At 70.5% G+C, this 26,470-nt stretch carries 26 protein-coding genes; 9 read left to right on the forward strand and 17 right to left on the reverse strand.

Annotation, left to right across the window (positions count from 1 at the left end):
- The first annotated feature begins 98 nt into the window (after nt 1-98).
- Complete coding sequence (locus tag A3CE_RS0142345; protein WP_020646178.1) at nt 99-788, forward strand: GNAT family N-acetyltransferase; 690 nt, start codon at nt 99-101, stop codon at nt 786-788.
- Here A3CE_RS0142345 and A3CE_RS0142350 read toward each other — a convergent pair.
- Both A3CE_RS0142350 and A3CE_RS0142355 read right to left on the reverse strand, forming a co-directional pair.
- On the reverse strand, nt 785-1,210 hold the full coding sequence (locus A3CE_RS0142350) for a hypothetical protein (RefSeq protein ID WP_020646179.1): 426 nt from the start codon (nt 1,208-1,210) through the stop codon (nt 785-787). The genes A3CE_RS0142345 and A3CE_RS0142350 overlap by 4 nt on opposite strands.
- A 99-nt stretch (nt 1,211-1,309) precedes the next feature.
- A complete protein-coding gene (locus A3CE_RS0142355; protein ID WP_020646180.1) occupies nt 1,310-2,188 on the reverse strand; it encodes a LysR family transcriptional regulator in 879 nt (292 codons plus the stop codon).
- A 120-nt stretch (nt 2,189-2,308) separates the two neighbouring features.
- On the opposite strand from A3CE_RS0142355, the gene A3CE_RS52455 reads away from it, so the two are divergent.
- A complete protein-coding gene (locus A3CE_RS52455; protein ID WP_125591342.1) occupies nt 2,309-3,739 on the forward strand; it encodes an MFS transporter in 1,431 nt (476 codons plus the stop codon).
- Entirely contained in the window at nt 3,736-4,092 is a 357-nt protein-coding gene (locus A3CE_RS0142365; protein WP_020646182.1) for a hypothetical protein, read from the forward strand. The genes A3CE_RS52455 and A3CE_RS0142365 overlap by 4 nt, the downstream gene beginning before the upstream one ends.
- A gap of 96 nt (nt 4,093-4,188) precedes the next feature.
- Here A3CE_RS0142365 and A3CE_RS0142370 read toward each other — a convergent pair whose 3' ends face one another.
- From A3CE_RS0142370 to A3CE_RS0142390, 5 genes are all read right to left on the reverse strand, one after another.
- Complete coding sequence (locus tag A3CE_RS0142370) at nt 4,189-5,460, reverse strand: sensor histidine kinase (RefSeq protein WP_020646183.1); 1,272 nt, start codon at nt 5,458-5,460, stop codon at nt 4,189-4,191.
- Between the two features lie 106 nt (nt 5,461-5,566).
- Nucleotides 5,567-6,997 (reverse strand): carboxylesterase/lipase family protein, encoded by a 1,431-nt coding sequence (locus A3CE_RS0142375; protein ID WP_020646184.1) that lies wholly within the window; start codon nt 6,995-6,997, stop codon nt 5,567-5,569.
- Nucleotides 6,998-7,174: 177 nt separating this feature from the next.
- A complete protein-coding gene (locus A3CE_RS0142380; protein ID WP_020646185.1) occupies nt 7,175-9,346 on the reverse strand; it encodes a xanthine dehydrogenase family protein molybdopterin-binding subunit in 2,172 nt (723 codons plus the stop codon).
- The gene (locus A3CE_RS0142385; protein ID WP_020646186.1) at nt 9,343-10,305 is read right to left on the reverse strand and encodes an FAD binding domain-containing protein; all 963 of its coding nucleotides are present in this window, start codon (nt 10,303-10,305) and stop codon (nt 9,343-9,345) included. Before A3CE_RS0142385 ends, A3CE_RS0142380 begins: the two co-directional genes overlap by 4 nt.
- Complete coding sequence (locus A3CE_RS0142390; protein ID WP_020646187.1) at nt 10,292-10,744, reverse strand: (2Fe-2S)-binding protein; 453 nt, start codon at nt 10,742-10,744, stop codon at nt 10,292-10,294. Before A3CE_RS0142390 ends, A3CE_RS0142385 begins: the two co-directional genes overlap by 14 nt.
- Before the next feature lie 212 nt (nt 10,745-10,956).
- Here A3CE_RS0142390 and A3CE_RS0142395 point away from each other — a divergent pair, with 212 nt between their 5' ends.
- A complete protein-coding gene (locus A3CE_RS0142395; protein ID WP_020646188.1) occupies nt 10,957-11,532 on the forward strand; it encodes a TetR/AcrR family transcriptional regulator in 576 nt (191 codons plus the stop codon).
- On the opposite strand, the gene A3CE_RS0142400 is transcribed toward A3CE_RS0142395, so the two are convergent.
- The 3 genes from A3CE_RS0142400 to A3CE_RS0142410 all read right to left on the reverse strand — a co-directional run bounded on the left by A3CE_RS0142400 (nt 11,529) and on the right by A3CE_RS0142410 (nt 14,352).
- The gene (locus A3CE_RS0142400) at nt 11,529-11,888 is read right to left on the reverse strand and encodes a hypothetical protein (protein ID WP_020646189.1); all 360 of its coding nucleotides are present in this window, start codon (nt 11,886-11,888) and stop codon (nt 11,529-11,531) included. The genes A3CE_RS0142395 and A3CE_RS0142400 overlap by 4 nt on opposite strands.
- Nucleotides 11,889-11,956: 68 nt before the next feature.
- On the reverse strand, nt 11,957-13,441 hold the full coding sequence (locus A3CE_RS0142405; RefSeq protein ID WP_020646190.1) for a CoA-acylating methylmalonate-semialdehyde dehydrogenase: 1,485 nt from the start codon (nt 13,439-13,441) through the stop codon (nt 11,957-11,959).
- A gap of 41 nt (nt 13,442-13,482) precedes the next feature.
- Nucleotides 13,483-14,352 (reverse strand): Cgl0159 family (beta/alpha)8-fold protein, encoded by an 870-nt coding sequence (locus A3CE_RS0142410; RefSeq protein WP_020646191.1) that lies wholly within the window; start codon nt 14,350-14,352, stop codon nt 13,483-13,485.
- 150 nt (nt 14,353-14,502) lie between these two features.
- Between A3CE_RS0142410 and A3CE_RS0142415 the strand changes: the two genes are divergently transcribed.
- A complete protein-coding gene (locus A3CE_RS0142415; protein ID WP_020646192.1) occupies nt 14,503-15,279 on the forward strand; it encodes a GntR family transcriptional regulator in 777 nt (258 codons plus the stop codon).
- A gap of 61 nt (nt 15,280-15,340) precedes the next feature.
- On the opposite strand, the gene A3CE_RS0142425 is transcribed toward A3CE_RS0142415, so the two are convergent.
- The 3 genes from A3CE_RS0142425 to A3CE_RS0142435 all read right to left on the reverse strand — a co-directional run bounded on the left by A3CE_RS0142425 (nt 15,341) and on the right by A3CE_RS0142435 (nt 17,675).
- Nucleotides 15,341-15,916, reverse strand: coding sequence for a hypothetical protein (locus A3CE_RS0142425; RefSeq protein WP_020646193.1), 576 nt, complete (start codon nt 15,914-15,916; stop codon nt 15,341-15,343).
- Between the two features lie 13 nt (nt 15,917-15,929).
- Entirely contained in the window at nt 15,930-17,069 is a 1,140-nt protein-coding gene (locus A3CE_RS0142430) for a zinc-dependent alcohol dehydrogenase (RefSeq protein ID WP_020646194.1), read from the reverse strand.
- A 168-nt stretch (nt 17,070-17,237) separates the two neighbouring features.
- On the reverse strand, nt 17,238-17,675 hold the full coding sequence (locus A3CE_RS0142435; RefSeq protein ID WP_020646195.1) for an Hsp20/alpha crystallin family protein: 438 nt from the start codon (nt 17,673-17,675) through the stop codon (nt 17,238-17,240).
- Nucleotides 17,676-17,853: 178 nt separating this feature from the next.
- Here A3CE_RS0142435 and A3CE_RS0142440 point away from each other — a divergent pair, with 178 nt between their 5' ends.
- Entirely contained in the window at nt 17,854-18,696 is an 843-nt protein-coding gene (locus tag A3CE_RS0142440; protein WP_020646196.1) for an SDR family oxidoreductase, read from the forward strand.
- A gap of 126 nt (nt 18,697-18,822) precedes the next feature.
- Here the strand turns inward: A3CE_RS0142440 and ctaD are convergent, their stop codons facing one another.
- The gene (gene ctaD / locus A3CE_RS0142445; RefSeq protein ID WP_020646197.1) at nt 18,823-20,595 is read right to left on the reverse strand and encodes an aa3-type cytochrome oxidase subunit I; all 1,773 of its coding nucleotides are present in this window, start codon (nt 20,593-20,595) and stop codon (nt 18,823-18,825) included.
- Nucleotides 20,596-20,767: 172 nt separating this feature from the next.
- On the reverse strand, nt 20,768-21,634 hold the full coding sequence (locus A3CE_RS0142450; protein WP_020646198.1) for a manganese catalase: 867 nt from the start codon (nt 21,632-21,634) through the stop codon (nt 20,768-20,770).
- 193 nt (nt 21,635-21,827) lie between these two features.
- On the opposite strand from A3CE_RS0142450, the gene A3CE_RS0142455 reads away from it, so the two are divergent.
- Nucleotides 21,828-22,049 (forward strand): hypothetical protein, encoded by a 222-nt coding sequence (locus A3CE_RS0142455; RefSeq protein WP_020646199.1) that lies wholly within the window; start codon nt 21,828-21,830, stop codon nt 22,047-22,049.
- Nucleotides 22,050-22,063: 14 nt separating this feature from the next.
- Here the strand turns inward: A3CE_RS0142455 and A3CE_RS0142460 are convergent, their stop codons facing one another.
- Together A3CE_RS0142460 and A3CE_RS0142465 are read right to left on the reverse strand one after the other, a co-directional pair.
- Nucleotides 22,064-23,188: a sensor histidine kinase gene (locus tag A3CE_RS0142460; RefSeq protein WP_020646200.1), complete on the reverse strand. Its 1,125-nt coding sequence runs from the start codon at nt 23,186-23,188 to the stop codon at nt 22,064-22,066.
- 28 nt (nt 23,189-23,216) lie between these two features.
- Nucleotides 23,217-23,894, reverse strand: coding sequence for a response regulator transcription factor (locus tag A3CE_RS0142465; RefSeq protein WP_020646201.1), 678 nt, complete (start codon nt 23,892-23,894; stop codon nt 23,217-23,219).
- 89 nt (nt 23,895-23,983) lie between these two features.
- Between A3CE_RS0142465 and A3CE_RS52460 the strand changes: the two genes are divergently transcribed.
- Both A3CE_RS52460 and A3CE_RS0142475 read left to right on the forward strand, forming a co-directional pair.
- On the forward strand, nt 23,984-24,604 hold the full coding sequence (locus tag A3CE_RS52460; RefSeq protein ID WP_020646202.1) for a M15 family metallopeptidase: 621 nt from the start codon (nt 23,984-23,986) through the stop codon (nt 24,602-24,604).
- 1,021 nt (nt 24,605-25,625) lie between these two features.
- Nucleotides 25,626-26,423: a winged helix-turn-helix transcriptional regulator gene (locus tag A3CE_RS0142475; RefSeq protein WP_020646203.1), complete on the forward strand. Its 798-nt coding sequence runs from the start codon at nt 25,626-25,628 to the stop codon at nt 26,421-26,423.
- The last annotated feature ends 47 nt before the right edge of the window (nt 26,424-26,470 follow it).

A 26,470-nucleotide genomic window follows, 5' to 3' on the forward strand; every position in this document is an offset into this window, starting at 1 on the left:
GCTGTCGGGTGAGCGCTGTCGGGTGAGCGCTGCCGGGTGAGCGCTCAGGATGTGGGAATGCGGCCGGGCCCGGACCCCGTTTCGCGCATGCTGGAGCCATGGCTTCACCGCTGGACAACCCGACCTGGGCGTCACTGACCGGTCCGCACGCGCACTTCGCGGAACGGCGCGGGCGCGTGCTGCGCTACCCGGAGGACGTCACGCCGTTCCTGGCCCTTCCCGACGACCCGGACGAGCAGGACTGGCTCGACGTCGCCGGGCTCGCCGGGCCGGGAGCGACCGTCGTGATCGCCGCGGCCACCACGCGGCCGCCGTCCCGCTGGGAGGTGCTCGACGAGATCTCCGGCGTGCAGCTGGTGGACGACGGCATCGCGGCCGCGCCGGACCCGGAAGCCGTGCGGCTGGGGCCGGCGGACGTGCCGGAGATGCTGGACCTCGTCGAGCGGACGCGGCCGGGGCCGTTCCTGAAGCGGACCGTCGAGCTCGGCACCTACCTCGGCATCCGCCGGGGCGGCGCGCTCGTCGCGATGGCCGGCGAGCGGCTGCACCCGCCGGGCTACACGGAGATCAGCGCGGTCTGCACGGACCCGGCGTACCGCGGGCAGGGGCTCGCGACGCGGCTCGTCCTCGCGGTGGCGGCGGGCATCCGCGAGCGCGGCGAGACGCCGATGATGCACGCGGCGGCGGCGAACACATCCGCCGTCGGCCTGTACCTGTCGCTGGGGTTCGTCCTGCGGTACCGGCCGGACTTCGTGGCGGTCCGCGTGCCGCTCGCGGTCGCGGCCTAGGCACCGGTCGACGACCCGGGCCGGACGATCATCAGCACCGTCACCACCGCCCACAGCAGGTTGAACACGCCGGTCAGCATGGCCAGCCTGCCGAGCGCGTCCGAAGCGGGCTCCTCGGCCAGGAGCCGCTTCTGGCGCGGCAGGACCAGCACCGCGAGCACCGCCGCCGCAACCGCCGTCAGGCCGATCGACACGAGCAGCCACGGATCGCCCATGACGTGCATGGTGCCCGCCACGCCGAAACCGAACACCGGAACCGCGATGGCCGCGTAGGCGTACACGCGGCAGATCCGGTGCAGCAGGGTCGCCGACTTGACGTCGCCTCGGCGGACCGCGGCGGGGAACATGCTGGCCGCGACCGCGACCGGGCCCACGGCGAGGATCGCCGCCAGGACGTGGACCGAAAGGAGGATTTTCGACACGCACCGAAGCTAGCGATCTTGGCGTGCGCCGGGGAGTGGCCGGAACGCCAGGAACCGCCGGAATCCGGCCAGTCGACGGTGCGGGGCACCGCGGCGCGATCAGGCCTGGGTGAGCGCGTACAGCAGGGGGCGAAGCTCGCTGACGCCGGGATGATCTTCACGCCAGATGAGGCGCAGCCGCAGGGGTGGTGCCTGGACATCGACGGCCTCGAGACGGCCGGAATCCAGATCGGCGCGCACCGCGAACTCGGGCAGCAGGGCGACCCCGCGACCACTGGCGACCCATTCGCGGACCTGCGCCAGACCGCCGACGGCGGTGAGGCCGACATCGGAACCGAGCCAGCGCCGGGTGGCCATCCAGAAGGAACAGCGCGGCTCCCGGCCGACCAGGCCGCCGGTGCGCTGGATCTCCGCCATGGTCACCGGGCGCCCGAGAAGCGGATGGTCCGGCGGGGCGACGACCGTCATGGCGACCTCACGCACATCCAGGTACTCCAGGTCCGAAGCCGAGCCGGAGAAGCCGAGGTCGCCGATGTGCGCACCGGCGTCGAGGAGCACGGCTACGTCGATCTCGCCGTGGCCGAGCGCGGTGAGGAGCCGATCGCGGTCAGGGTCAGGGCGTAGCTGGACCTGGAGTTCCGGACGCGCTTGCCGGAGCTCGTCCAGGACAGCCGGCAGTAGCTCGCCGGCGATCGATGCTTGTGCTCCGACGCTGAGGCCTGGTCCGGCGCGGAACTGTTCGGCGGCATCGTCGAGCGCTTCCAGCGCCGCGGCCGCGGTGACGAGATAGGAGCGGCCGGCCGCGGTCGGGTGCATGCCGGCGCGGTCGCGGAGGAACAGCGGTGCCCCGAGTTCGGCCTCGAGGCGGCGTACTCGATCGGAGATCGAGGACGGCGCGAGGCCTTGGGCCGCTGCCGTCTTGTTGACCGTCCGATGCTGCAGCAACGCGATGGCGGTTCTGAGCTGGTCCAGGTCCACGTAACCACTCTAGGCAGGTGTTCGGATATTCCGAATGCCGGTGCGGTCGCACCGGTCGAACCGAGCTCGGTGAAGACGCACCATTGCGGACCGTCCCTCCTCCCTGAACCAAGGAGATTCATGTCCGCGACATCGCCTGCCGATGCTCAACGGAACCGAACCCGGCAGCACCATCGGCCGGCCACCCGGCTGGTGGGGATCTCGCTGGCCTACTTCATGGTGCTGCTGGACACGACCGTCCTCGCGGTGGCCGAACCCAGCATCATGACCTCCCTCCACACGGGCGTCGTCGGCGTCGGCTGGACCACCACCGTCTACACGATGGCGCTGGCCGCTGCCCTGGTGTTCGCGGGCAGCCTCGCCGACCGTCTGGGTGCCTACCGGGTCTTCCTCGCCGGGGTGACCGGGTTCGGTGCAGCCTCACTGGCGTGCGCCTTCGCGCCCACCATCGCGCTCCTGCTCGTCTTCCGGGCCGTGCTCGGCCTCTTCGCCGCCGCGATCATCCCGAGTTCGCTGGCCTTGATCGCCGGTCTGTATCCGGAGCCCGGATCCCGCGGACGTGCCATCAGTGCCTGGGCGGCCATCAGCGGTGTGGCCATGGCGGCAGGCCCCGTACTCGGCGGGTGGCTCATCGCCGTCGACGACTGGCGTGCCGTCTTCGTCATCAATGTCCCGATCGCGCTGGTGGCTCTTCTCCTGTGCCGGACCCCGATCGCGATTGCGCGGCGAGCCCGCACGCTCTCGTGGCTTCCCCATCTCGGGCTCGCGGCGACGCTGGCCATCGCCACCCTCGCCGTCACGCAGGCCGGCCAGCAACGCTGGGTACCGGCTGTCCTGTGTGGACTCGCCGCCTTCGGGCTCGGGTACGGCACCACGCTGATCGACCGGGCCTCGCCCGCGCCGATCGTCCCGGCGGAATTGCGTCGTAACGGGGCTGTGTGGCGTGCGTTCGGGTGGGGCGCGGCGGTCAACTACGCGCTGACCACCGTGATCTTCTCGATCCCGCTCGTGCTTCACACGACCGCGGCCGGAGCGGGCGCGTCGCTGCTGCCGATGACCCTGCTGGTCGCGCTGAATCCGCTGATCACCGGCCGTCTCGTCGGGGCATACGGGCCGTTGCGGCCCATCCGGATGGGCTTCGTCGCGTTCCCGATCGGCCTGGCTCTCATCGCCGTCGCGACAACGACTGGTGACCAGCCGTTCGTGCTGGGCCTCGGGCTGCTGCTGTGTGGCTTCGGCGTCTCCTGGACCCTGCCCGCGCTGGTCGGGTTCGCGGTCAACCAGGCAGGCACCGCGGCGGCCGGCTCGGTCGGCGGCATCCTCAACGCCACCCGCCAGGTCGGTGCCACGATCGCGGCCGCGGTTTCCAGCGTGACCGTGACCCACCACGACGCCGGTGACTCGGGGGCCGTGCCGTTCCTGATCGCGGCGATCGTCTGCGCACTCGGGCTCATCACTGCCGTGGTGCCGAGACTTTCCCGCGCGAACCGGATGTCGATTCCGGCATCCCCGGTTCGACGTACGGGTAAGAGCGAAAGGGGAGCACGATGACCGCCACGATCAGCACGCCGGCCCGGGTCCGGAGCCTGCCGGTCCTGCTCGCCACCGAGGACGACGCCGAGGACATGGGCCTGCTGGCGCCCGACGACCGCCTGACCTGCCACGTGCACGGCCGGTGGATCCACCAGTGCGTCGCCTCACCGGCCCACGTCAGCCCGGTGACCCGGCACCGCTGGTGCCGCGGCTGCCGCAGCGAGCTGGCCGTCGCGGTCGACGAGCTCTCCCTGGCCGTGTCGATGACCTGCCCGCGCTGCGGACGTGGCGGCAGCGCGGCCACCGCCCGGCTGACCGCGGCCTGCCGGGCGAGCCTGGCCGCCGAGCGCGCCGCCCGGCGGGCAGCTTGAGCCGGGCCCAGCGTGCGACCGCGGTGTCGTGAACGACTCGTTCATGACGTCCGACGACAGGAACGAGTCGTTCACGACGTTCGACGAATCCCGGGTCTAGCCGGGCACCCACATCGTCACGCGGGTGCCGCGGCCCGGCTGTGAGTCCACCGTGCCGCGCCCGCCGACCTCGGCCAGCCGGGCCACGATCGACTGGCTGATGCCGAAGCCCGGTGGCCGGTCGCGGACGTCGAAGCCCTGGCCCTGGTCCCGGGCCACCACCGCGATCCCGCCGTCGCGCTCCTCCACGCGCAGCACGACCTGGTTCGTCCCGGAGTGCTTCACGGTGTTGCGCAACGCTTCCCGGACCGCCTCGACCAGCGCGGTGCGCCGGTCCTGCGACACCTTGCGGTCGTCGGCGAAGTCGGCGGCGACGAGCTGCGTGCGCAGGCCGTCGCGCGCCATCTCGGTGGCGACGTCGGCGAGTTCGACGGCGAACCCGCGCGTCGCCCCGGTCGGCACCGGCTCGGTGATCCGCTGGCGCAGCTCGGCTGCCTGCGCTTTGGCGACCGAACGCAGTTCCGACAGCCGCGTGGCGGCCTGGGCGTCGTCGCCCGGTGCCGCGATGGCCAGTGCTTCGAGCGTCTGCAGCACGTTGTCGTGCATGATGCGCCGGGTCCGGCGGCGCTCGGCCTCGCGCCCGCGCCGGAGCCCGATGTCCACCGCGAACCGCGTGCCGACGCCGAGCAGGATGAGGATCGCCACGGCGATCACGATCGCCACCGCCAGTGCGACCAGGCAGCCGATCGACCGCGTCAGCGCGAGCTGGTGGCTCAGCGGGAGACCGCCGGCCAGCGTCAGCGCCGCGCGGAGCGGGACGGCCGCCGCGAACAGCCACAGCGCCGCCGGCAGGCCGCACGTGCCCGCCCACATGGCGACCGTGCCGACCAGCCAGGTCCAGGACACGTCGACGGCGAAGGGCTGCACCGACGTCGGCGCCGTCGTCGCCACGACGAAGTTGAGCACCACACCGACCGCCAGGTCCAGGCCGAGGGCCCGGGTGGTGAGGCGCGCCCGCAACCCGCCGGAGCGCAGCACCCAGATCGTCGCGGCGGTGTCGGCCACGACGGCGAACACGGTCGCTCCCAGCACCGGGCCGAGCCCAAGGCTGCCGTTCGCCGCGGTGAAGCCGATGAAGACCTTGACGAACGCCGCGATCCGGTACGCCAGCGGCACGACGACCCAGTAGCGCGAAGCGCGGGCGAGCGTCGCGTCCCCGACGGCGGCGAGGTCGCCGTCGTCGGCTTCGGTGGGTTCCGCGGGTGTGCCACTGCGCAGCAGCGTGCGGACTAGGGCGCCTGGCGGAGCGGCAGAGCCCGCCTCGGGCATCGGTGGTCCCCATTCATCGGACGTCCGGGCACACCGAGCGTGGCAGCGCGGCGGGGTGCTCGTCAACCGTCCGGGCGCGGAGCCAGCCCGGTGGAGCAAAGGGGGGTCAGTACGCGTGATACATCGTATCTTCGCCCGCGTACTCCGCCCAGCCCGGCGAGCCCGTGGCGGCGAAGCGGTACCAGGCGCCGTTGAGGTCGCCGGCCAGCTCGGCCGGCGGGTTTTCGCCGAGCAGGCCACGCGGCCCGGACAACGCGGCCGGCGCGTCGAACACGAACGGCAGTTCGAGCCCGTGGCAGGCGCCCAGCCTGCCTTCCAGCAGCGGTGAGCCCCACTCGAACTCGTAGCGGAACGTCCGGCCGGTGTGGTGCTCGGCGAGGTCGCGCACGCCGTCGCGGAAGACCAGGTCGGTCAGCGCCTCGACGAGGACCTCGCCCGCCGAGCGGCCGGCGCCGAGGCCGTAGGCGTACAGCACCCCGGCCGGGTCCGGGTGCGACACCGCCAGCGAGGCCACGGCCTGGTCGTCGGTGACCGCTTCGAGCGCGCCGGTCGGCACGAGGTAGAGCCGCATCTCCTCACTGCAGCTGCCGGCGATCAGATCGACGTCGCCGCCCGCGCCCGCCCGGATCGCCTTGCCCGGGTGCTGCGGCAGGACGTCGTCGCCGACCATCGGCAGGAACGGGCTCAGCCCGTACCCGCGGTCGTAGCCCAGCGCGTCGCGCAGGTCGGGCGCGCCACCCGGGCGCAGGACGGCGTCCTGCGCGTCGAGCAGCTGCTCGGTCGACACCTTCCGGAACGCCTCGGCGGTCGGCTCGACCTTCAGTTCGTCGGCGACGACCTTGGCCAGCCGCCGCGCCTCGACGACGCCGCGCACCATGTCCGGGTGTCCACTTTGGACAATCGCGCGGTGGAAGAGCCCCGGCGACAGCGGCGAACCGAGCAGGCAGGCGACGCTCACGGCTCCGGAAGCCGCGCCGAAGAGGGTCACGTTCGCCGGGTCGCCGCCGAACCCGGCGATGTTTTCCCGCACCCAGTGCAGCGCGGCGAGCTGGTCGCGCAGCCCGACGTTGGTGGTGCCGCCGTCGAGGGGCAGGAAGCCGTCGATGCCGAGCCGGTACTGCACGGTCACCAGCACCGCGCCCGCGCGGGCGAACGCCGTGCCGTCGTAGGCCGCGGCCGACCCGGTGCCGCCGAGGAACGCGCCGCCGTGCACGAACACCAGCACCGGCAGCGAGGCGGCGCCCGGCTGCGGGGTCCAGACGTCCACGGTCAGGTATTCGGGTCCCGGCCGCCAGCCGGTCCCGGCGAGCGGGGTCAGATCGAGCCCGGGGACGTCGTGACGGCGTTGTGGCGCGGTCGGCCCGGGTCTCTGCGTATCGCGGACCCCCTCCCACGGCGGAGCGGGGACGGGTTCGGCGAAGCGCAGCTCACCTTCGGGCGCCGCGGCGTACGGGATGCCGCGGAAGCGCACGACACCGGCAGGGGTGACCTGACCGCGGACCGCGCCGGAGGTGGTGGGGACGACGGGGTCGGTCATGCGGGTGGCCCTTTCGTGGGAAGACCTGGGGGAGTTCCCGCAAGCCTAGGACCGTGGCCGCCCGCCGTCATGGCCTGATCGTCCCCTCGTTGTCGCGGATGGGTAACGGCCCTCCGCGGTCGTGAGCGGGGAACGGCCTTCCCGGCCACCCTGTTCCCCGCTCACGACCTCCGCCGCTCACTCCGCCAGGAGGTCCTCGATGGTGATCGGGAGGTGCCGGACCCGGATGCCGGTGGCGTTGTACACGGCGTTGGCCACCGCCGCCGCCATGCCGACCGTGCCGATCTCGCCGAGGCCCCGCGCGCCGACGGCGTTGTGCAGGGTGTCCGGGTACTCGACGAAGTGGACCTCGACCTCCGGGATGTCCGCGTTGACCGGGAGCAGGTAGCTCGCGAAGTCGCCGTTGGCGAGCCGGCCGCTCGCTTCGATCTCCAGGCCTTCGTGCAGCGCGGCCGACACGCCCCAGATCATGCCGCCCATGAGCTGGCTGCGGGCGGCCTTGTCGTTGATGATCCGGCCGGCGTCGAAGACGCCGAGCATCCGCGACATCCGGGCCTCGCGCGTCCACTTGTGCACGCGGACCTCGACGAACTGGGCACCCCACGAGCTGAACGAGTGCTTGGTCAGCTCCTCGCCGGGTGCCGACGACCCGGTGACCTCGAGCGTCTCGCGGCCCAGCGCGCGCAGCAGCTCGCCGAACGTCATGTTCTCGCCGTCGGCGAAGACGCGGCCGTCGGCGTAGGTGACTTCGCGGCCTTCGAACGGCGCCCCGGCGTCCGACGCGAGCGCCACCAGTTCGTCGATCGCGTTGGTCGCGGCGAGCATGATCGCCGTGCCCGCGCTCGCCGTCGCCGTCGAGCCGCCCGACAGGCCGCCCGGCGGGAGGGCCGAGTCGCCGAGCTTCGGCGTGATCCGGTCCGCCGGGATGTCCAGCGACTCCGCGCCGACCAGGGAAAGCACGGTCAGCAGGCCGGTGCCCGGGTCCGCGCCGCTGGTCGCGACGACGGCGGTGTCGTCGGCGTTCAACGTGATGCCGACCGTCGCCGGGAACCGCAGGGCGGGGAACATCGCGGTGGCCACGCCCGTGCCGACGAGCCAGTCGCCTTCGGTGCGCGTGCCGGGTGGGCGGTGCGCCCAGCCGAAGCGCTGCGCGCCGACGCGGAAGCACTCGTCGAGGTGCTTGCTCGCCCACTGCAGGTCCTTGCCGGGCGGGGCGATGGAGTTGTTCTTGATCCGCAGCTCGACCGGGTCCATGCCGAGCGCGACGGCGAGCTCGTCCATCGCGCTTTCCAGCGCGAACGAGCCGGGTGCCTCGCCGGGGGCCCGCATGAACGTCGTCGGCGGGATGTTCAGCGGCACGATCTTCTGGCTGATCGCCAGGTTCCGCGTGGCGTACCACTCGCGCGAAGTGCCGTGCGACGTCGGCTCGACGAACGAGCGGGCGGCGTCGGTGCTGCACCACGAGTCGTGGCCGAGCGCGACGAGCGTGCCGTCGCGCTCAGCGCCGAGCGTCATCTTCTGGACCGTCGCGGCCCGGCCGGCGGTCGCGGTGAAGACCTGTTCGCGGGCGAGCGCGGCCTTCACCGGGCGGCCGAGGTCCCGGGCGGCCGCCGCGGCCAGGAACGACGGCGTCGACACCATCGCCTTGCCGCCGAACGCGCCGCCGACGAACGGGTTCACCGAGTGGACGGCTTCGGCCGGCAGGTCCAGGGCCATGGCCATGTACTCCGCCTGCAGGTTCGAGGCCTGGTTCCCGCTGTAGAGGGTCAGCTTGCCGTCGTCCCACACCGCGACCGCGGAATGCGGCTCCATCGCGGCGTGGTTCTGGGTCGCGGTGGAGTAGGTCGCTTCGACGACCACCGGGCTCGCGGCCAGCGCTTCTTCGAAGGTTTCGACGCCGTCTTCGAGGACCTCCAGCGTCGGCGGAGCGCCGTCGCGGGCCGGCGGTGCGTCTTCGGCGTCCGCCAGGCCTTCGGCCAGCGACGTCCGGGCTGGGAGCGCGCGGTAGGCGACCGTCACGAGCGCCGCCGCGTCGCGGGCCTGTTCGAAGGTCTCCGCGACCACGAAGCCGATCGGCTGGCCGTAGTAGGTGACCTCCTTGTCCTGCAACGGAACCCACGCCTCGCCGAACATCGTGGTCGGCGCGCACAGGGTCAGCGGGTCGAACGGCGAGTACACACCGAGCACGCCGGGCGCTTCCCGCACCGCGGTGAAGTCCATGGCTTCGATCTCGCCGTGGGCGATCGTGCTGAGCACGACGTAGCCATAGGCCATGCCGGGGAAGTTGTGGTCGGCGCCGTACTTCGCCTGGCCGGTGACCTTCAGCGGCGCCTCCAGCCGGGTGATCATCGGGAGCTCTCCTCGGTCAGTTCGAGCAGGGCGCGGACGATGGTCCGCTTGAGCAGTGGCACCTTGAACCCGTTGTGGGACAAGGGTTCGGCGCCATCCGCCGCGACGGCCGCGGCTTCTTCGAAGGCGGCTTGGGTCGCCGGGGCGCCTCGCAGGGCAGCCTCGACGCCCGCCAGCCGCCACGGCACCGTCCCGACACCGCCTGCCGCGATCCGCGCGTCCGCGACGACGCCGTCCCGGACGTCCAGTGCGACGGCGGCGGAGCACAGCGCGAACTCGTAGGACTGCCGGTCGCGCACCTTGACGTAGGTGGAGTTCGCCGCCCAGTCCAGCCGGGGGACGAGCACCTCGGTGATCAGCTCGCCCGGCCGCAGGTCGTTTTCCAGGGCGGGGGTGTCGCCTGGCAGGTGGTAGAACTCGCCGAGCGCGACCTCGCGGGTGCCGGTGGCGTCCGCCAGCCGCAGCCGGGCGTCGAGCGCGACCAGGGCGACGGCGACGTCACTGGCGTGCGTGGCCACGCACGAGCCGCTGGTGCCGAGGATCGCGTGCATCCGGTTGGCACCTTCGATCGCGGAGCAGCCGCTGCCGGGCACGCGCTTGTTGCACGGCATCGCGACGTCGCGGAAGTACGAGCAGCGCGTGCGCTGCAGCAGGTTGCCGCCGATGCTGGCCATGTTCCGCAGCTGCTGGGACGCGCTCAGCAGCAGGGCGCGCGAGATCGCCGGAGGGACGCCGGGGTGGGCGGCGATGTCGCTCATCCGCTCCAGCGCGCCGATGCGCAGGCCGTCGGTGGTGTCGATGCCGCGCAGTGGCACCGCGTTGATGTCGAGGACGTGCTCCGGCGTCAGGACGTCGAGCTTCATGAGGTCGACGAGCGTCGTGCCGCCGGCGAGGAACGTGCCGGGCGTCGCGAGGGCCGCTTCGACGGTGGTGGGCGCGGTCAGCTCAAAGGGTCGCATCGGCCCGCCTCGCCTGCTCGACGGCCTTGACGATGTTCGGGTAGGCCGAGCACCGGCAGAGGTTGCCGGACATGAACTCCCGGACGTCGTCGACGTCCTGCTCGACGGCGGCGACCGCCGACATGATCTGCCCGGCGGTGCAGAACCCGCACTGCAGGGCGTCCTGGTCGACGAACGCCTGCTGCACCGGGTGCATGCCGTCCTCTGTGGACAGTCCTTCGACGGTGGTCACCGGCTGCTTGACGGTGACGGCCAGGGTAAGGCAAGACAACACGGGCCGTCCGCCGACGTGGACCGTGCAGGCGCCGCACTGCCCGCGGTCGCAGCCCTTCTTCGGACCGGTCACGGCGAGGCGTTCCCGTAGCGCGTCCAGGAGGGTCACGCCGGGATCGACGTCCAGGTGTTCGGTGGTGCCATTGACTTCGAGTGAGATGTCCACTGGTCTCTTTCCGCGGATCGGTCGAGCCTCGTGTGGTGGGGAACGGGCGTACCGGATAGTCATCCGCTTCACCCCGTCGCGAGGCTAGCGGATTACAATCCGCTTCGCAACGAAGTGTGCAAGGCTGGAGTTGCTCCAGGTCTGGGCTAGATTCGGTGAGAGCGCAACTATCACTGGACACTCGTATTACCGGACACTCGCCGGGAGGCACGATGACGACGGGATCGGTCAGTCCCCGCCGCGCGGACACCCGGCGCAACCACGAGCGCATCCTCGCGGCGGCCGCGGCGTCGCTGGCCGAAACGGGCGAGGTCTCGTTCAACGCGATCGCGAAGCAGGCCGAAGTCGGCGTCGGCACGGTCTACCGGCACTTCCCGACCTCGGAGGCGCTGATCCTGGCGGTCTACCGGCGCGAGGTCCGGCACATCGTGGACGTCGTGCCGGCGCTGCTCGAGAAGCACCCCCCGGACAAAGCGGTCCGGGTGTGGGTGACCGACCATCTCGCGCACTACATGATGACGAAGAAGGGGCTGGCCGACGCGCTGCGGACCGCGACGGCGTCCCGAGGTGAGCTGCCGGGCGACGCCTTCGAAGACATGCTCGGCGCGGTGGCGACGATGCTCGAAGCCAACGTGGCGGCCGGGACGGTCCGGCCGGGCCTGACGCCGATGCTGGTCATGCGGGCGTTCGGCGGCCTGCTGTGGCTCGACCCGAACGAGGACTGGCGGCGCGACGCGGCGAGCCTCGCCGACCTGCTCTGGTACGGGATGGCCGCGCAGCCCGGTTAGGCGTCGCCGTCGAGGTGGACGGTCACGGTGACCCGGCCTTTCTCGTCCCGGCGCGCCACCGCGTGGCCGGTGCGGCCGGTGGCGTCGAGTTCGAGGGTGAGCGGGGCGCCGTCGCCGGTGAAGTTGCGCCACCACGACTTCGCGTCGGGCATCATCACGCGGATGGTGACGACGTCGCCCGCCCGCCGGTAGCCGACCGGGGTGCTGAAACTGTGCCCCGATCGGCGGCCGGTGTAGGTGATCTCGGTGAGATGGCGACGGACCAGTGGTCCCCAGCGTGGCGATGTCCGGAGCGCGCCCACCCAGGTGTTGAACCGGGCGACGGCGTTCTTCGGGAGCGAGTCTCGACGGCTCACGGCAGCCTCCTTCGTCGGTGCTGCGGCCAGGCTACCGGAAAATGGAGATAGCTGCTCCGGTTGTGGTCTCAGTTGGACGTAGGGAAGGTGAAGGCGGCCTCGGAGCGGGGCCAGCGGGTGGTGACGACCTTGGCTCGGGTGTAGAAGCGGACGCCCGCGGGGCCGTGGATCGGGCTGTCGCCGATGAGGGAGTCCTTCCAGCCGCCGAAGGAGTAGTACGCCATCGGGACCGGGATCGGGACGTTGACGCCGATCATGCCGACCTTGACCTCGCGCTGGAACTTGCGGGCCGCCTCGCCGCTGCCGGTGAAGATCGCGGTGCCGTTGCCGTAGGGGTTGGCGTTGATGACGGCGATGGCTTCGTCGAGCGTCCGGGCGCGGACGATCGCCAGCACCGGGCCGAAGATCTCCTCGCGGTAGGCGTCCATGTCCGGGGTCACCTCGTCCAGCAGGGACGGGCCGACGAAGAAGCCTTCCTCGTGGCCTTCGACGGTGAGGCCGCGGCCGTCGACGACGACCTTCGCGCCTTGCTCGGCGCCGCGGGCGACGGAGTGCAGGACGCGCTCGCGGGCGGCCTCGGTGACAACCGGTCCCATGTCGCTGGCCGGGTCGGTGCCGGGGCCGACCTTCACTTCGCGGGCCTTGCGTTCGAGGATCTCCACCAGCTTGCCGCCGGCCGAGCCGACGGCGACGCCGACGGAGATGGCCATGCAGCGCTGGCCGGCCGAGCCGAACGCGGCGGCGGTGAGGTGGTCGGCGGCGAATTCGAGGTCGGCGTCGGGCAGGACGACGGCGTGGTTCTTCGCGCCGCCGAGGGCCTGGACGCGTTTGCCGGCCGCGGTGCCGCGTTCGTGGACGTACTTGGCGATCGGGGTGGAGCCGACGAACGACACCGCCGCGATGTCGGGGTGGTCGAGGATCGCGTCGACCGCGGTCTTGTCGCCGTGGACGACGTTGAAGACGCCGTCGGGCAGCCCGGCTTCGGCGTACAGCTGTGCCACGAAGTTCGAGGCCGAGGGGTCGCGCTCGCTGGGTTTGAGGACGAACGTGTTGCCGGTGGCGATGGCGATCGGGTGCATCCAGAGGGGCACCATGATCGGGAAGTTGAACGGCGTGATCCCGGCGACCACGCCGAGGGGCTGGCGGAAGTCGTGCACGTCGACGTCGCGGGAGACCTGGTCGGAGAAGCTGCCCTTGAGGGCGTCGGCGATGCCGCAGGCGTACTCGACGACCTCGCGGCCGCGCACGATCTCGCCGCGGGCGTCCTCGATCACCTTGCCGTGCTCGGCTGAGATGATCCGGGCGAGTTCGTCTTCGTGCCGCACGAGCAGCTCGCGGAAGGCGAACATCACCTTGGTGCGCTGGGACAGCGAAGAGTTGCCCCACGACTCGAAGGCCTTGGCCGCGGCCGCGACGGCGGTGTCCACATCGGACGCTTCCGCCAGCAGGACCTCGGCCTGCGGCCGTCCGGTGGCCGGGTCGTAGACGGGGGCCGTGCGGGCCGAGCCCGCCGGGGTGGCGGTGCCGTTGATCCAGTGCTCGATGGTGTTCACGGTGTTCCTCCGGGTAGTGGCGCTGGGGCGGGGGTGCGGGTTCACAGCAGCCCCACCGCGGTGTCGACGGCCTTGGCGACGTCTCCGTCGTGCGGGTACAGCAGCGACCGCCCCACCACCAGGCCCTGCACGGTCGGCTGGGTGAGGGCGCGCTGCCAGGCCGCGAAGGCCGCGTCCGGGTCGGTGACTTCGCCGCCGAGCAGGACGGCCGGCAGGGTCGAAGACGCCAGGACGCGGTCCATGTCGTCGACTACTGGGAGTTTCAGCCAGGTGTAGGCCGAGGAGCGGCCGAGCGCGGAGGCGATCGTGATCGACTTGATGACCGCGTCGGGGGAGAGGTCGTTCTTGAGGCGCCCCTCGGTCCAGGTCGACAGGAACGGCTCGACCATGGCGATCAGCTTGCGGCCGGCCAGCTCGTTGACCGCCTTCGCGGTGTTTTCCAGGACGCTCGGGGTGGCCGGGTCGTCGAGGCAGATCCGGGTCAGGGTCTTGCCGCCGTCGAAGCGCATCCGCTCGATCGCTTCCGCGTCGTAGCAGGCGAAGCGGTCGTCGATTTCGAAGCTGGACCCGGCCAGTCCGGTGCGGTTCATCGACCCGATCACCGTCTTGCCGTCCAGCACGCCGAGCAGCAGCAGGTCGTCGACGATGTCCGCGGTCGCCAGGACACCCGTGACACCGGGGCGTTCCAGGGCCAGGCACAGCCGTTCCAGCAGCTCGCCGCGGTCGGCCATCGCCGAGGGGTCGCCGCCGACGGTGTTGGCGCCGCGGGCGGGGTGGTCCGCCGCGATGATCATCGTCCGGCCCTTGTCGTTGAAGGGCGACTTGGCCCGCACCCGGTTCGCGGCCGCCTCGGCGATCGCTTCCGGGTCGTGCACGCGTTTGGCGACGATGCGCCGCAGCACGTCGGTCACGGCTCCGCTCCCAGCTTGGTCTTCGGATTGGTCTTCGGAGCACGTCGTTCGTGCCCGTGCCATCGACGATTCCAGCGGCCGGAAACTTTGTCAAGACATATGGACAACACGTCATCCCAACAGGTGGCGCGGAGGCGGTAGGCTTCGCGGATGAGCAACCCGGACGTCAACTTCCCGGCCTGGGACGCGGGCCGGGAGATCCTCGTGGACCCGGGCAGTCCCGAGCCGCTGTACTTCCAGGTGTCCCGGCAGCTGCACGCGGCGATCGAGGACGGCAGGCTGCCGGCGGGATCGCGGCTGGGCAACGAGGTCGACCTCGCCGCGAGCCTGCGCCTGTCGCGGCCGACGGTCCGCCAGGCGATCCAGACGCTGGTCAACCAGGGCCTGCTCGTGCGGCGGCGCGGGGTCGGCACGCAGGTCGTCCGCACGAAGGTGGCCCGGCCGCTGCGGCTGAGCAGCCTGTTCGACGACCTCGCCGGGCTGGGCGGCAAACCGGAGTCGGCGGTGCTCGTCAACCGGGTCGAAGAGGCCGGCGCCGAAGTGGCCGAGCTGCTGGAGGCACCGGGGCTGACGCACGTGCGGCGGCTGAAGCGGCTCCGCTCGACCGACGGCGAGCCGCTCGCCCTGATGAACAACTACCTGCCCGTCGGCGTCATCGACCCCGGCGACGACGAACTGCGCGAGCGCGGGCTTTACCAGCTCCTGCGGTCGGCGGGGGTGCGGCTGCACGCGGCCGAGCAGAACATCGGCGCCCGGCTCGCCACCGAGGAGGACGCGGAACTGCTCCACGAGGAGCCGGGGGCGGCGTTGCTCACCATGCAGCGCACGACGTATGACGACTCCGGCCGGGTGGTCGAATACGGGTGGCACGTGTACCGGGCGTCCCGGTACACGTTCAACCTTTCGCTGACCAACGGGCCTCAGTGAGCGCGGAGCCGGCCCACCGGGGTGGTCACCCGGCCGTCCTCGGCGAGCCGGCGAACGCCGGTCAGCGGCGGCCCCACCGCAGGACCTTCCGGGCCGCCGAATACGCGAGCCCCGCCGCCAGCACCCACGGGCCCGCGACGATGATCGGGTCCGCCAGGTGGTGCTTGACGTCCGCGCGGTTCTTGCCCACCCGCGAGGAAAAACCGTGCCGGGTGAACTCGCTCAGCACGCCGGTCTCGGTGACCGGGTTGTCCGGGCGGAGCGTGGCGAACGAGCGCAGGTGGCTCTCCCAGGCGTCCACCCGGTCGGCGGCCAGCAGGAGCAGCCAGTGGGCGGCCCGCCCTTCGCTGTACTTCCGGTAGGAAAACCGCCGCAGCACACCGGAAAGGCCCTTCGGCGGGCACGACGTCCCGAAGACCGGGGTCAGGAACTCGTGCTCGATCGAGCGTTCCCGCGGCCACTTTTCCGGCTGCCGCTCGGGAAACTCCCAGTGGGCGCCGCTCCGGTCGTCCTGCCACCGCAGCTTCGGTACCGACGGCCGGTCCTTCGGGTCCAGGTCCGCGCCCCAGCCCGGGATCCGCGCGCGCAGGCTGGCGCTCGACTCGGCGATCGGCGGCCGTTCCGACGTGTACGTCATGGTCGTTCCTTCCTCAGCCGGCGTCCGGCACGATCAGCGGCTTGATGCAGCCGTCCAGCTTGGCGGAGAAGATGTGGTAGCCCTCGGCGATGTGCTCGAGCGGGATGCGGTGGGTGACGACGTCGCTCGGCTTGAGGTAGCCGTTGCGGATGTGCTCGAACAGCCGCGGCCACTGCCGCTTCACGGGGCACTGGTTCATCCGCAGCGTGAGCCCCTTGTTCATCGCGTCGCCGAACTTGACGGCGCTGAACATCGGGCCGTAGGCGCCCATCACCGAAACGGTGCCGCCCTTGCGGACGGCGTCGATGCACCAGTTGAGCGCCACCGGCGAGCCGCCCTGCAGCTTCAGCTTGGCCGAGGTGACGTGCTGGGTGAGGTTGCCGTCGGCCTCAGCGCCCACTGCGTCGATCGCGACGTCGGCGCCGAGGTGGCCGGTGAGCTTCTTCAGGTGCACGATGATGTCGTCGTACTCGGTGAAGTTGTAAGTCTCGGCGTGGGCGAAGGTCCGGGCCTTCGCCAGGCGGTTCGCCAGGTGGTCGATCACGATGACGCGGCCCGCGCCCATCAGCCAGGCCGACTTCGCGGCGAACAGCCCCACCGGCCCCGCACCGAAGACCACGACGACGTCGCCCTCGGTGATTCCGCCGAGCTGCGCCCCGAAGTAGCCCGTGGCGAGCGCGTCGGTGAGCAGGACGGCGTCTTCTTCGGCCAGCCAGTCCGGGATCACGGCCGGTCCCACGTCGGCGAACGGCACCCGGACGAACTCGGCCTGGCCGCCGTCGTAGCCGCCACAGGTGTGCGAGTAGCCGTAGATGCCGCCGACCGCGGTGGCGTTCGGGTTCACGTTGTGGCAGTTGGAATACAGCCCACGGGCACAGAACCAGCACGTACCGCAGAAGATGGTGAAGGGCACCATGACGCGGTCGCCGCGCTTGAGGTTCCGCACCCCCGAGCCGACTTCTTCGACCACGCCGACGAACTCGTGCCCGAACGTCGTGCCGACGCGCGTGTCCGGCATCATCCCGTGGTACAGGTGCAGGTCCGACCCGCAGATCGCGGCCAGTGTCACCCGGACGATCGCGTCACCGGGGTGTTCGATCGCGGGGACGTCCTTCTCTTCGACGCGGATCTTGTACGGGCCGCGGTACACCATCGCACGCACAGCGCCTCCTTCCGACGGGCCGTCGGCATACCCGGGCCCGTCGCGGCTAACCCACCGGGGGCGCGCGGCCTGTGACGACCGTGTCGTCGGCGTCCGGGACGACGTCGGGCACCCGACGGCCCGGCGAGGTGAACTCGCCGGGCCGTCGGATGCCGGTGGTCAGGCCTTGATCTCCTTCCGGTCGGACTGCGCGCCGCCGATCTCGATGCGCCGCGGCTTGGCCTTCTCGGCGACCGGGATGCGCAGCGTCAGCACGCCGGCCTCGTAGCCGGCGGCGATGTGGTCGGTGTCGAGGGTCTCGCCGAGGAACAGCTGCCGGGAGAAGACGCCGAGGGGCCGTTCGGAGACCTGCATCTGCACGTCGTCACCGCCGGGGAGCGGACGGCGTTCGGCCTTGACGGTCAGGACGTTGCGTTCGATGTCCAGCTCGATGGCGTCCGGGGAGACACCGGGCAGGTCGAAGCAGACCACGAACTCGTCGCCGGCGCGGTAGGCGTCCATGGGCATCGCGGTCGGCTTGGACCAGGTTCCGGGCGTGCCGAAGACCTGCTGGGTGAGGCGGTCCAGCTCACGGAACGGGTCGGTGCGCATCAACATCGGGTTCCTCCTCACTTCGGTTCGGTTCGTGTCAACACGCACCTCTGTTCTAGCATGTCATCCAAACGATGACAAGAAGGAAGTCGTCAAAAAGACGACATCTCCGGTGGCGTGTGAACCCGGGGCCGGCGGGAACCCGGGGGAGCGGAGATCCATCCCCGTATCCGAGGAGCCACCCGTGTCCGAGCAGCCCGCCCAGCAGCAGACCCCGCCCGGGACGACCGCCGCGATGACCCCGCGGCCCGACCACGGCGAGCACACCTACCGCGGCTCCGGCAAGCTGACCGGCAAGGCGGCGCTCATCACCGGGGCCGACAGCGGCATCGGCCGCGCCGTGGCGATCGCCTACGCCCGGGAAGGCGCCGACGTCCTCATCTCCTACCTCGACGAGCACGAGGACGCCGAAGAGACCCGGCGCTGGGTCGAAGAAGCCGGGCGCAAGGCCGTCGTCGTGCCCGGTGACGTCGCCGACCCGGCGCACTGCCGGGGCCTGGTCGCCCGCGCGGTCGAGGAGTTCGGCCGCCTCGACGTCCTGGTGAACAACGCCGCCTTCCAGATGAGCCACGACTCGCTCGAGGAAATCCCCGACGAGGAGTGGGACCACACGCTCGCCACCAACCTCAGCGCGTTCTTCCACCTCGCCAAGGCCGCGGTGCCGCACATGAAACCCGGGGCGTCGATCATCGGCAGCTCGTCGGTGAACTCCGACAGCCCGACCCCGCAGCTGCTGCCCTACGACGTCACGAAGGCGGGCATCGCGAACATGACGGCGGCGCTGGCGCAGCTGCTCGGGCCGAAGGGAATCCGGGCCAACAGCGTCGCGCCGGGCCCGATCTGGACGCCGCTGATCCCGTCGACCATGCCGGAAGACCAGGTGAAGTCCTTCGGCGAGCAGGTGCCGCTCGGCCGCGCCGGCCAGCCGGCCGAACTCGCGCCGGTGTACGTGCTGCTGGCGTCCGACGACGGCAGTTACGTGTCCGGGGCGCGGGTCGCGGTGACCGGGGGCGCGCCGATCCTCTGAGCGGGCCGCGGCGGAACGCCCGAAGTCCGTGAATGGCACATTGAGGGACTTCAAGTCCCTCAATGTGCCATTCACGGCTTTGAGCCTCAGGAGTGCAGGTGGCCGGCGACGGCGTTCGGGCCGGGGTCAGCGGCCGCGGGGATCGTCGCTTTCGCCCTGCTCGTCGGGCTGGGTGGCGGCGGCCGCCAGCTCGGCCGGGTCCGCCGCGCCGCGGGGGTGCCCGCGCGTGAGGTGTGCTTCGTCGCGCATCCGGTCCACCATGTCCGGGTAGTGCAGCTCGAACGCGGGACGCTCCGAGCGGATCCGGGGCAGCTCGAGGAAGTTGTGCCGGGGCGGCGGGCTGGTGGTGGCCCATTCCAGCGAGTTGCCGAAGCCCCACGGGTCGTCGACCTCGACGGGTTCGCCGTAGCGGTAGCTCTTGAAGACGTTCCAGACGAACGGCAGCACCGACAGCCCCAGCACGAACGCGCCGATCGTGGAAACCGTGTGCATCCAGGTGAAGTTGTCGCTCGAGAGGTAGTCGGCGTAGCGGCGCGGCATGCCCGCGTCACCGAGCCAGTGCTGGACGAGGAACGTCGTGTGGAAGCCGACGAACGTCGTCCAGAAGTGCCACTTCGCCAGTCCTTCGTCGAGCATCCGGCCGGTGATCTTGGGGAACCAGAAGTAGATGCCGGCGAAGGTCGCGAAGACGATCGTGCCGAACAGCACGTAGTGGAAGTGGGCGACGACGAAGTAGCTGTCGTGGACGTGGAAGTCCAGAGGCGGCGACGCGAGGATGATCCCGGTCAGGCCGCCGAGCAGGAAGGTGACGAGGAACCCGGTCGACCACAGCATCGGCGACTCGAACGTCAGCTGCCCCTTCCACATGGTGCCGATCCAGTTGAAGAACTTGATCCCGGTCGGCACCGCGATCAGGAACGTCATGATCGAGAAGAACGGCAGCAGCACGGCGCCGGTGGCGAACATGTGGTGCGCCCACACCACCGCCGACAGCCCGGTGATCCCGATGGTCGCGAACACCATGAGCTTGTAGCCGAACAGCGGCTTCCGGCTGAACACCGGCACGATCTCGGTGACGATCCCGAAGTACGGCAGCGCGACCACGTAGACCTCGGGATGGCCGAAGAACCAGAACAGGTGCTGCCACAGGATCGCGCCGCCGTTCTCGGGGTCGAACACGTGCGCGCCGAGGTGCCGGTCGGCCAGGAGCGCGAACAGCGCCGCGGTGAGGATCGGGAACGCCAGCAGGATCAGGATCGACGTGAACAGGATGTTCCACGTGAAGATCGGCATGCGCCACATGAGCATCCCGGGACAGCGCAGGCACACCACGGTCGTGATCATGTTGACCGCGCCGAGGATGGTGCCGAGACCGGTGACGATCAGCCCCGAGATCCACAGGTCCCCGCCGACCCCGGGACTGTGGATGGCGTTGGACAACGGCGTGTAGGCGGTCCAGCCGAAGTCGGGTGGCCCGCCGGGGGTGGCGTAGGCGGAGAGGACGATCGTGCCGCCGAACAGGTATAGCCAGTACGAGAACGCGTTGAGCCGGGGGAACGCCACGTCCGGTGAGCCGATCTGCAGCGGCAGGACGAAGTTGGCGAACCCGAACAGGTTCGGGGTGGCGTAGAGCAGCAGCATGATCGTGCCGTGCATGGTGAACAGCTGGTTGTACTGCTCCGGGGAGAGGAACTGCAGGCCCGGCCGGGCCAGCTCGCCCCGCATCAGCAGCGCGGTGAGGCCGCCGATCAGGAAGAACCCGAACGACGTCGTCAGGTACAGCACGCCGATCGTCTTGTGGTCGGTGGTGCGGATGGTCTTGAGGATCGTCTCGCCGCGCTTGCCCCGCCACACCGGCCGGTGGGGGATCGGAGCGGGGCGCAAGTGAGTTTCGGTCATCGGGCTCCCACCTGGTGCCGCCGGGCTGGTCGCGCCGCGCGTACCCGGGCCCGGTCGCTGATACACGCGGCCATCGCGTGTTTCCGGACGGTCGTAGGCGTTGGTGCCTTGCTCCTCGGGGAACATCGGTGCGGGGCCGCCGCGCACGGCGGCCCCGCACCGATCCCGTCGGTCAGGTCAGCTTGTTCTTGACTTCCTTGGCTTTGCCCTTCGCCGTGCCTTTGGCGTCCTGCAGCGGCGCGTAGGTGCCGTACAGGGCCGGGTCGGGCTTCGGGGCGGTGCCGGGACCGCCGAGGGGTTCGGGGTCCATCAGGTACTCGAGGCCGGCGTCGGTGGTCCAGCTGGTGCCCTTGGCGCCGTCGGGGCCGTCGGAGAGGTGCCAGATGGTCTTGTTGTGGGTCTGGTCTTCTTCGTCGAACAGCGCGCTGGGCGCGATGTCGCCTTCGAGGCCGTCGGCCTTGAGCTCTTCGATGGCGGCGAGCCACTGTTTCTGGTGGACGGTGTCGCGGGCGAGGTTGAACCTGAGCATGGCCTTGACGCCGGGGTCGTCGGTCATGTTGTAGAGGCGGGCGGTCTGCAGGCGGCCCTGGGCTTCGGCGGCCGCGTTGGCCTGGAAGTCGGCCAGCAGGTTGCCGGAGGCGACGATGTACCTGCCGTTCCAGGGGTAGCCGTTGCTGTCGGCGGGCAGGGCGCCGCCGCCGGCGACGATCGCCTGCTGGACGTCCATCCCGCCGATCATGGCCGCCATCACCGGGTCCTTGACGGCTTCGGCCGTGACGGTCGAGGGTGCGCCCTCGAGGAGCCGGGCGACCATGGTGGCGAGCATTTCGACGTGGCCGATTTCCTCGGTCGCGGTGTCCATGATCAGGTCTTTGTACTTGCCTTCGATGCGGCAGTTCCAGCCTTGGAAGAGGTACTGCATCGTCACGGTCATTTCGCCGTAGGCGCCGCCGATCAGCTCTTGGAGCTTGTGCGCGTAGACGGGGTCCGGCTTTTCGGGTTTGGCTTCGAACTGCAGCAGCTTCGTGTGACGGAACACGTCTTTTCCTCCGTCGTCCGGGGTGGCACCCGCCGGGGACCGGCGGGTCCAGGGTGCTTTCCCGGTTAGCGGAGGGTTAACCGTGCGAGACGGACGAGCCGTCCCCGGTGGTACTCCGGGTATCGACACGGCCGTGACCGCTATGGTAGTTGAACGCGAAACGTTTCGAAGCCGTGGCGAGTGGAGCAAGTACGTGAGCGATCAGCGGGAACGGGTGCGGGTCTGCCGCCGGTACCAGTGCGACGAGCCGGCCCTCTGGCGGAGGATGTGCGCGGCGCACTGGGCCCGGTGGCAGAACGGCGTCGACCCGCTCGACCAGCCGGGCGACGAGGGTGAAGTCCCGGAACGCCGGGTCTGGCAGCCACCGCTGCGCGACTCCAGCGTTTCTCAGCGGAAGCCCTCCGGCCGCTGGTGAGGTGACCCGGCCGGTCACCGCGGGCGGGGGCCCAGCGGTGACACCCCTCGGCGCTGGTCCGGGGCGAGGATCGCGGGGTCCGGCGGCGTGGGCAGTGCGACGGTGACGCGGAGACCGCCCGCCGGGCGCGGGGTGATCGTGAGGGATCCGTCGTGGGCCTGGGCGATGCTCTTGACGATGGCCAGGCCGAGACCGACGCCCGCGTGGTCGTTGCGCAGGCGCTGGGTGCCCCGCTGAAACGGTTCGGCGAGGGTCGAGACCAGGTGCGGGGACAGCTTCTCCCCGTGGTTTTCGACCGTGAGCACCACGGTTTCGGCGTGGATGCCGGTGTTGACCCACACCGGGCCACGCTCCGGCAGGCTGTGCACGATGGCGTTGTGCACGAGGTTCGTCGTCATCTGCAGCAGCAGCGTCGCCGACCCCACCACCCGGCTGATGTGACCGGAGGCGATGATGACGACACGGCGTTTCTCGGCGATCGGGAGCAGCGTTTCGATGGCCTCTTCCACAAGCAGGGACAGGTCGACCGGTTCCCGGGTGAACGCGCGCTGATCGGCGCGGCTGAGCACCAGCAGCGCCTCGGTGAGGTCGATCGCCCGGGCGTTCACCGCGTGGAGGCGGTCGAAGACCAGCAGCGGGTCTTTCGCCGGATCGTTGCGGGCCACTTCGAGAAGCGCCTGCGTGATCGCCAGCGGGGTGCGCAGCTCGTGCGAGGCGTTCGCGGCGAACCTCCGCTGCGCGGCGACGTGGGCTTCGAGCCGGGCGAGCATGGCGTCGAAGGCATCGGCGAGTTCGCGGAACTCGTCTTCGGTGCCTTCCAGCCGGATCCGGTGGGAGAGCGACCCGTTCGCGGCCATGCGCGCGGCGTCGGTGATCCGGGTCAGCGGGGCGAGCATGCGGCCGGCGAGGATCCAGCCGCCCAGCAGGCCGAACAGCAGCAGGAAGAACAGCACTGAGCCCGCGGCCGGCAGGAAGTTGCGCACCAGGACGGACCGCTCCAGCACCCCGCCGGGGGGCGGTTTGGCCAGCACGTCGGGGACATCACGCAGCAGGAACAGCCACACGGAAGCGAGCAGCAGTACACCGGCGAGCACGAGGAAGCAGGCGTAGCTGAGGGTGAGTTTGAGGCGGACGCTCATCCCGGCCGCTCTGTCCACCGCCTGCTCCCTAGCGCCCGGCGCCGGGCGCCGCGCCGATGCGGTACCCGACGCCGGCCACCGTGGTGATGATCCAGGGCTCGCCGAGCCGCTTGCGCAGAGCCGAAACCGTGATGCGCACAGCGTTGGTGAACGGGTCGGCGTTCTTGTCCCAGGCCCGTTCCAGCAGCTCTTCGGCGCTGACGACACCGCCGTCGGCGGAAACGAGGACTTCGAGCACGGCGAACTGCTTCCTGGTCAGCGCGATGTAGCGGTCGTCGCGGTAGACCTCGCGGCGGAACGGGTTCAGCCGCAGGCCGGCGATTTCCAGTACCGGCGGCCGGTTGTGGGCACGCCGGCGATCGAGCGCCCGCAGCCTGAGCACGAGCTCCCGCAGTTCGAACGGCTTCGTGAGGTAGTCGTCGGCACCGAGCTCGAACCCGGTGATCTTGTCGTCGAGCCGGTCGGCGGCGGTGAGCATGAGGATCGGCAGGCCGCTGCCGGAAGCGACGATCCGTTTGGCGATCTCGTCCCCGCTGGGTCCGGGAATATCCCGGTCGAGGACGGCGATGTCGTAGGTGTTGAGGCTCAGCAGTTCGAGAGCGGTGTCGCCGTTGCCCGCGGTGTCCGCCGCGATCGCTTCCAAACGCAGGCCGTCGCGGATGGCTTCGGCCAGATAGGGCTCGTCCTCGACGATCAGCACGCGCATGCCCCGATGGTACGAGAGGCCACTACATATCGTCGGCATATGGAAAATCGCATACGTGCCGGCAACACATCGCCGACTTGAATGGACACATGACCTACCGCGAGTCGGCCCGGACGACGACCCGCCGGATTCCCGGCGCCGTCGTGCCGGTGGCCCGCCGGATTCGCGGGGTCCTTCTCGCCGGCCTGCGCGCCGTCGGCACGAGGATTGCCCGGTCGCCCGGTCGCCCGGTCCGCCCCCAGGACCGTGCCGGCCTCGGCAAGACCCACGGTGCCGTCCCCGCCGGGGTGACGGTCTTCGACGACGACGTCCCGGCTGTGACTCGCCTCGACCCGGCGCTTCTGAGTGCACTGCGCCGGGCCGCGACCGCGGCCGCCGACGGCGGGGTCGAACTGTGCGTGAACAGCGGCTGGCGGTCTCCGGAATACCAGAGCCGGCTTCTTCGCGAGGCGGTGGCGAAATACGGGTCGGCGGCGGCGGCCGCCCGGTGGGTGGCCACCCCGGAGACGTCGATCCACGTGGCGGGGAAGGCGGTCGACATCGGGCCACCCGCGTCCGCGTCGTGGTTGTCCGAGCACGGCGCCGATTACGGGTTGTGCCGCGTCTACCGCAACGAACCCTGGCACTTCGAATTGCGTCCCGAAGCGATCGAGCACGGCTGCCCGCCCCTGTATGCCGACCCGAGTCACGACCCGCGGCTGCGCCGGTGACCAGGGTCGCCCGGCGTGCTCCGCAGACGGCCCGGAAATTTGCCCCTACCATCCATGGATATGGCGGTCAAGGGGCAGTCGGGTGAGCCCGGCTCGCGGACGGAATGCGAGCGGTGGACACTATAATCATTTCTCGCGGACAATCAAGGCTCGCAATCGGCCCAATGTGATCCACTGAGGAGTCCAGCCGGTGACATTCCGGCTCAATGTGTCCGGCGCGGCGCATCATACTAATGGTTGACGATCGCGTCAATACAACATTAGTGAAAGAGTCGCTCCTCGATCCCGGCCGATGGCCTGCGCCTTGGACATCACGATTGTTCGTCAATTGCCGACAACGATCGGTCATGCCATGCTGACGTCGTGTGCACTCACTGGGGATCAAGGGAGGGCGCGGCGGTGACCGGGGACCACGAGGCAATCGGGGTTCCATCGGGTCGAACCGCTGAGCCGCGCCCGGCATGTACTGGGAATTCGTTGTCGAACATGCCCTGTGGCCTCGCGTTACCCGACCGCCGGCCTTGGTCGGGCTGACGGTCGTCGGTCTCGGCCGGGTACAAGCCACCGACCGGTAGTTCCGCGGCGATCATCGCCCGGGGGGATTGCAAGCTGCATCGAGTTCCGGCCGATGGCCGGAACGCGGGCTGCTGCCTGCCGTCCGGGGAATCGCGGATCGTTCGCGCACAGGCCTGTCCGCGGCGTTCATGGGGATCCATCAGCGTCGAGGACATCCGCCGCGGCCGAGGCCGGCCCGGACACCGGTCGTGTGTCCAACCACCGAGGCTGAGCAGTTGGACGGTGCGGTTCTCTGCCGTGCCGCAAAGTTGACGAAGTAGATCCAAATGGGGGCTAGGTGGATCCGACGAGAGTTGACATATTCGCTCTCCCTGCCGTCGAAATCGAGCTGTCCCGGCTGTCTTCCGCGAGCTCACCGCGAACATCGGGTGAGGATCCGGAGCACGTCGAGACGCTGTTGTCGGCAGAGGGAGAACTTCCGCCCATTCTCGTTCACCGTCCGACGATGCAGGTGCTCGACGGCCTGCACCGGTTGAAGGTGGCGCGAGTCCGGGGTGACACGAAAATCCTGGCCAGACTGGTCGACGCCACCGAATCGGATGCGTTCGTCCTGGCGGTCGAGGCGAACATCCGGCACGGTCTGCCGCTGTCCCTCGCCGATCGCAAGCGTGCGGCCGTCCAGATCATCGGGACGCATCCGCAGTGGTCCGATCGGCGGGTGGCCTCGGCGACCGGGATCTCCGCGGGCACGGTGGCCGACCTGCGCAGGCGCGCGGGAGAGGACGGGACCGAGGCCCGGATCGGGCGGGACGGGCGTGTCCGCCCGTCCGACGGTTCGGAGCGGAGAAGACTCGCCGCCGAGCTCATCCGCAGCGATCCGGGTCTGTCTCTGCGGCAGGTCGCCAAGCAGGTCGGCATCTCCCCGGAGACGGTGCGTGACGTGCGGGGCCGGCTGGAGCGCGGGGAGAGCCCGACTCCGGACGGGACAAGGAGATTGCCGGCCAAGCCGCACCCGCTGCGGTTGTCGGAGCCCGACTTCGGCCGTGCCGTGGACCAGGATCGGCTCGCGCTGCTGGAAAGGCTCAAGAGCGACCCGGCACTGCGGCTGAACGAGGTCGGCCGGATCCTGCTGCGCATGCTCACCATGCACTCCATGGACGGGCAGGAGTGGGAACGGATCCTGCAGGGTGTTCCACCACACCTGCACGGCGTGATCGCCGGGTTCGCCCGGGACCACGCCCGGGTCTGGGCGGAGTTCGCCGACCACCTGGAGAGCCGGGCGACCGAGCTGGCCGCGGGATGATCGCGTGACCACGGCGGAGCCCAGTGGCGTCGCCGGTTCCGGTGCGG

Source organism: Amycolatopsis balhimycina FH 1894, from assembly GCF_000384295.1.
In the GTDB taxonomy this organism is placed as follows: domain Bacteria; phylum Actinomycetota; class Actinomycetes; order Mycobacteriales; family Pseudonocardiaceae; genus Amycolatopsis; species Amycolatopsis balhimycina.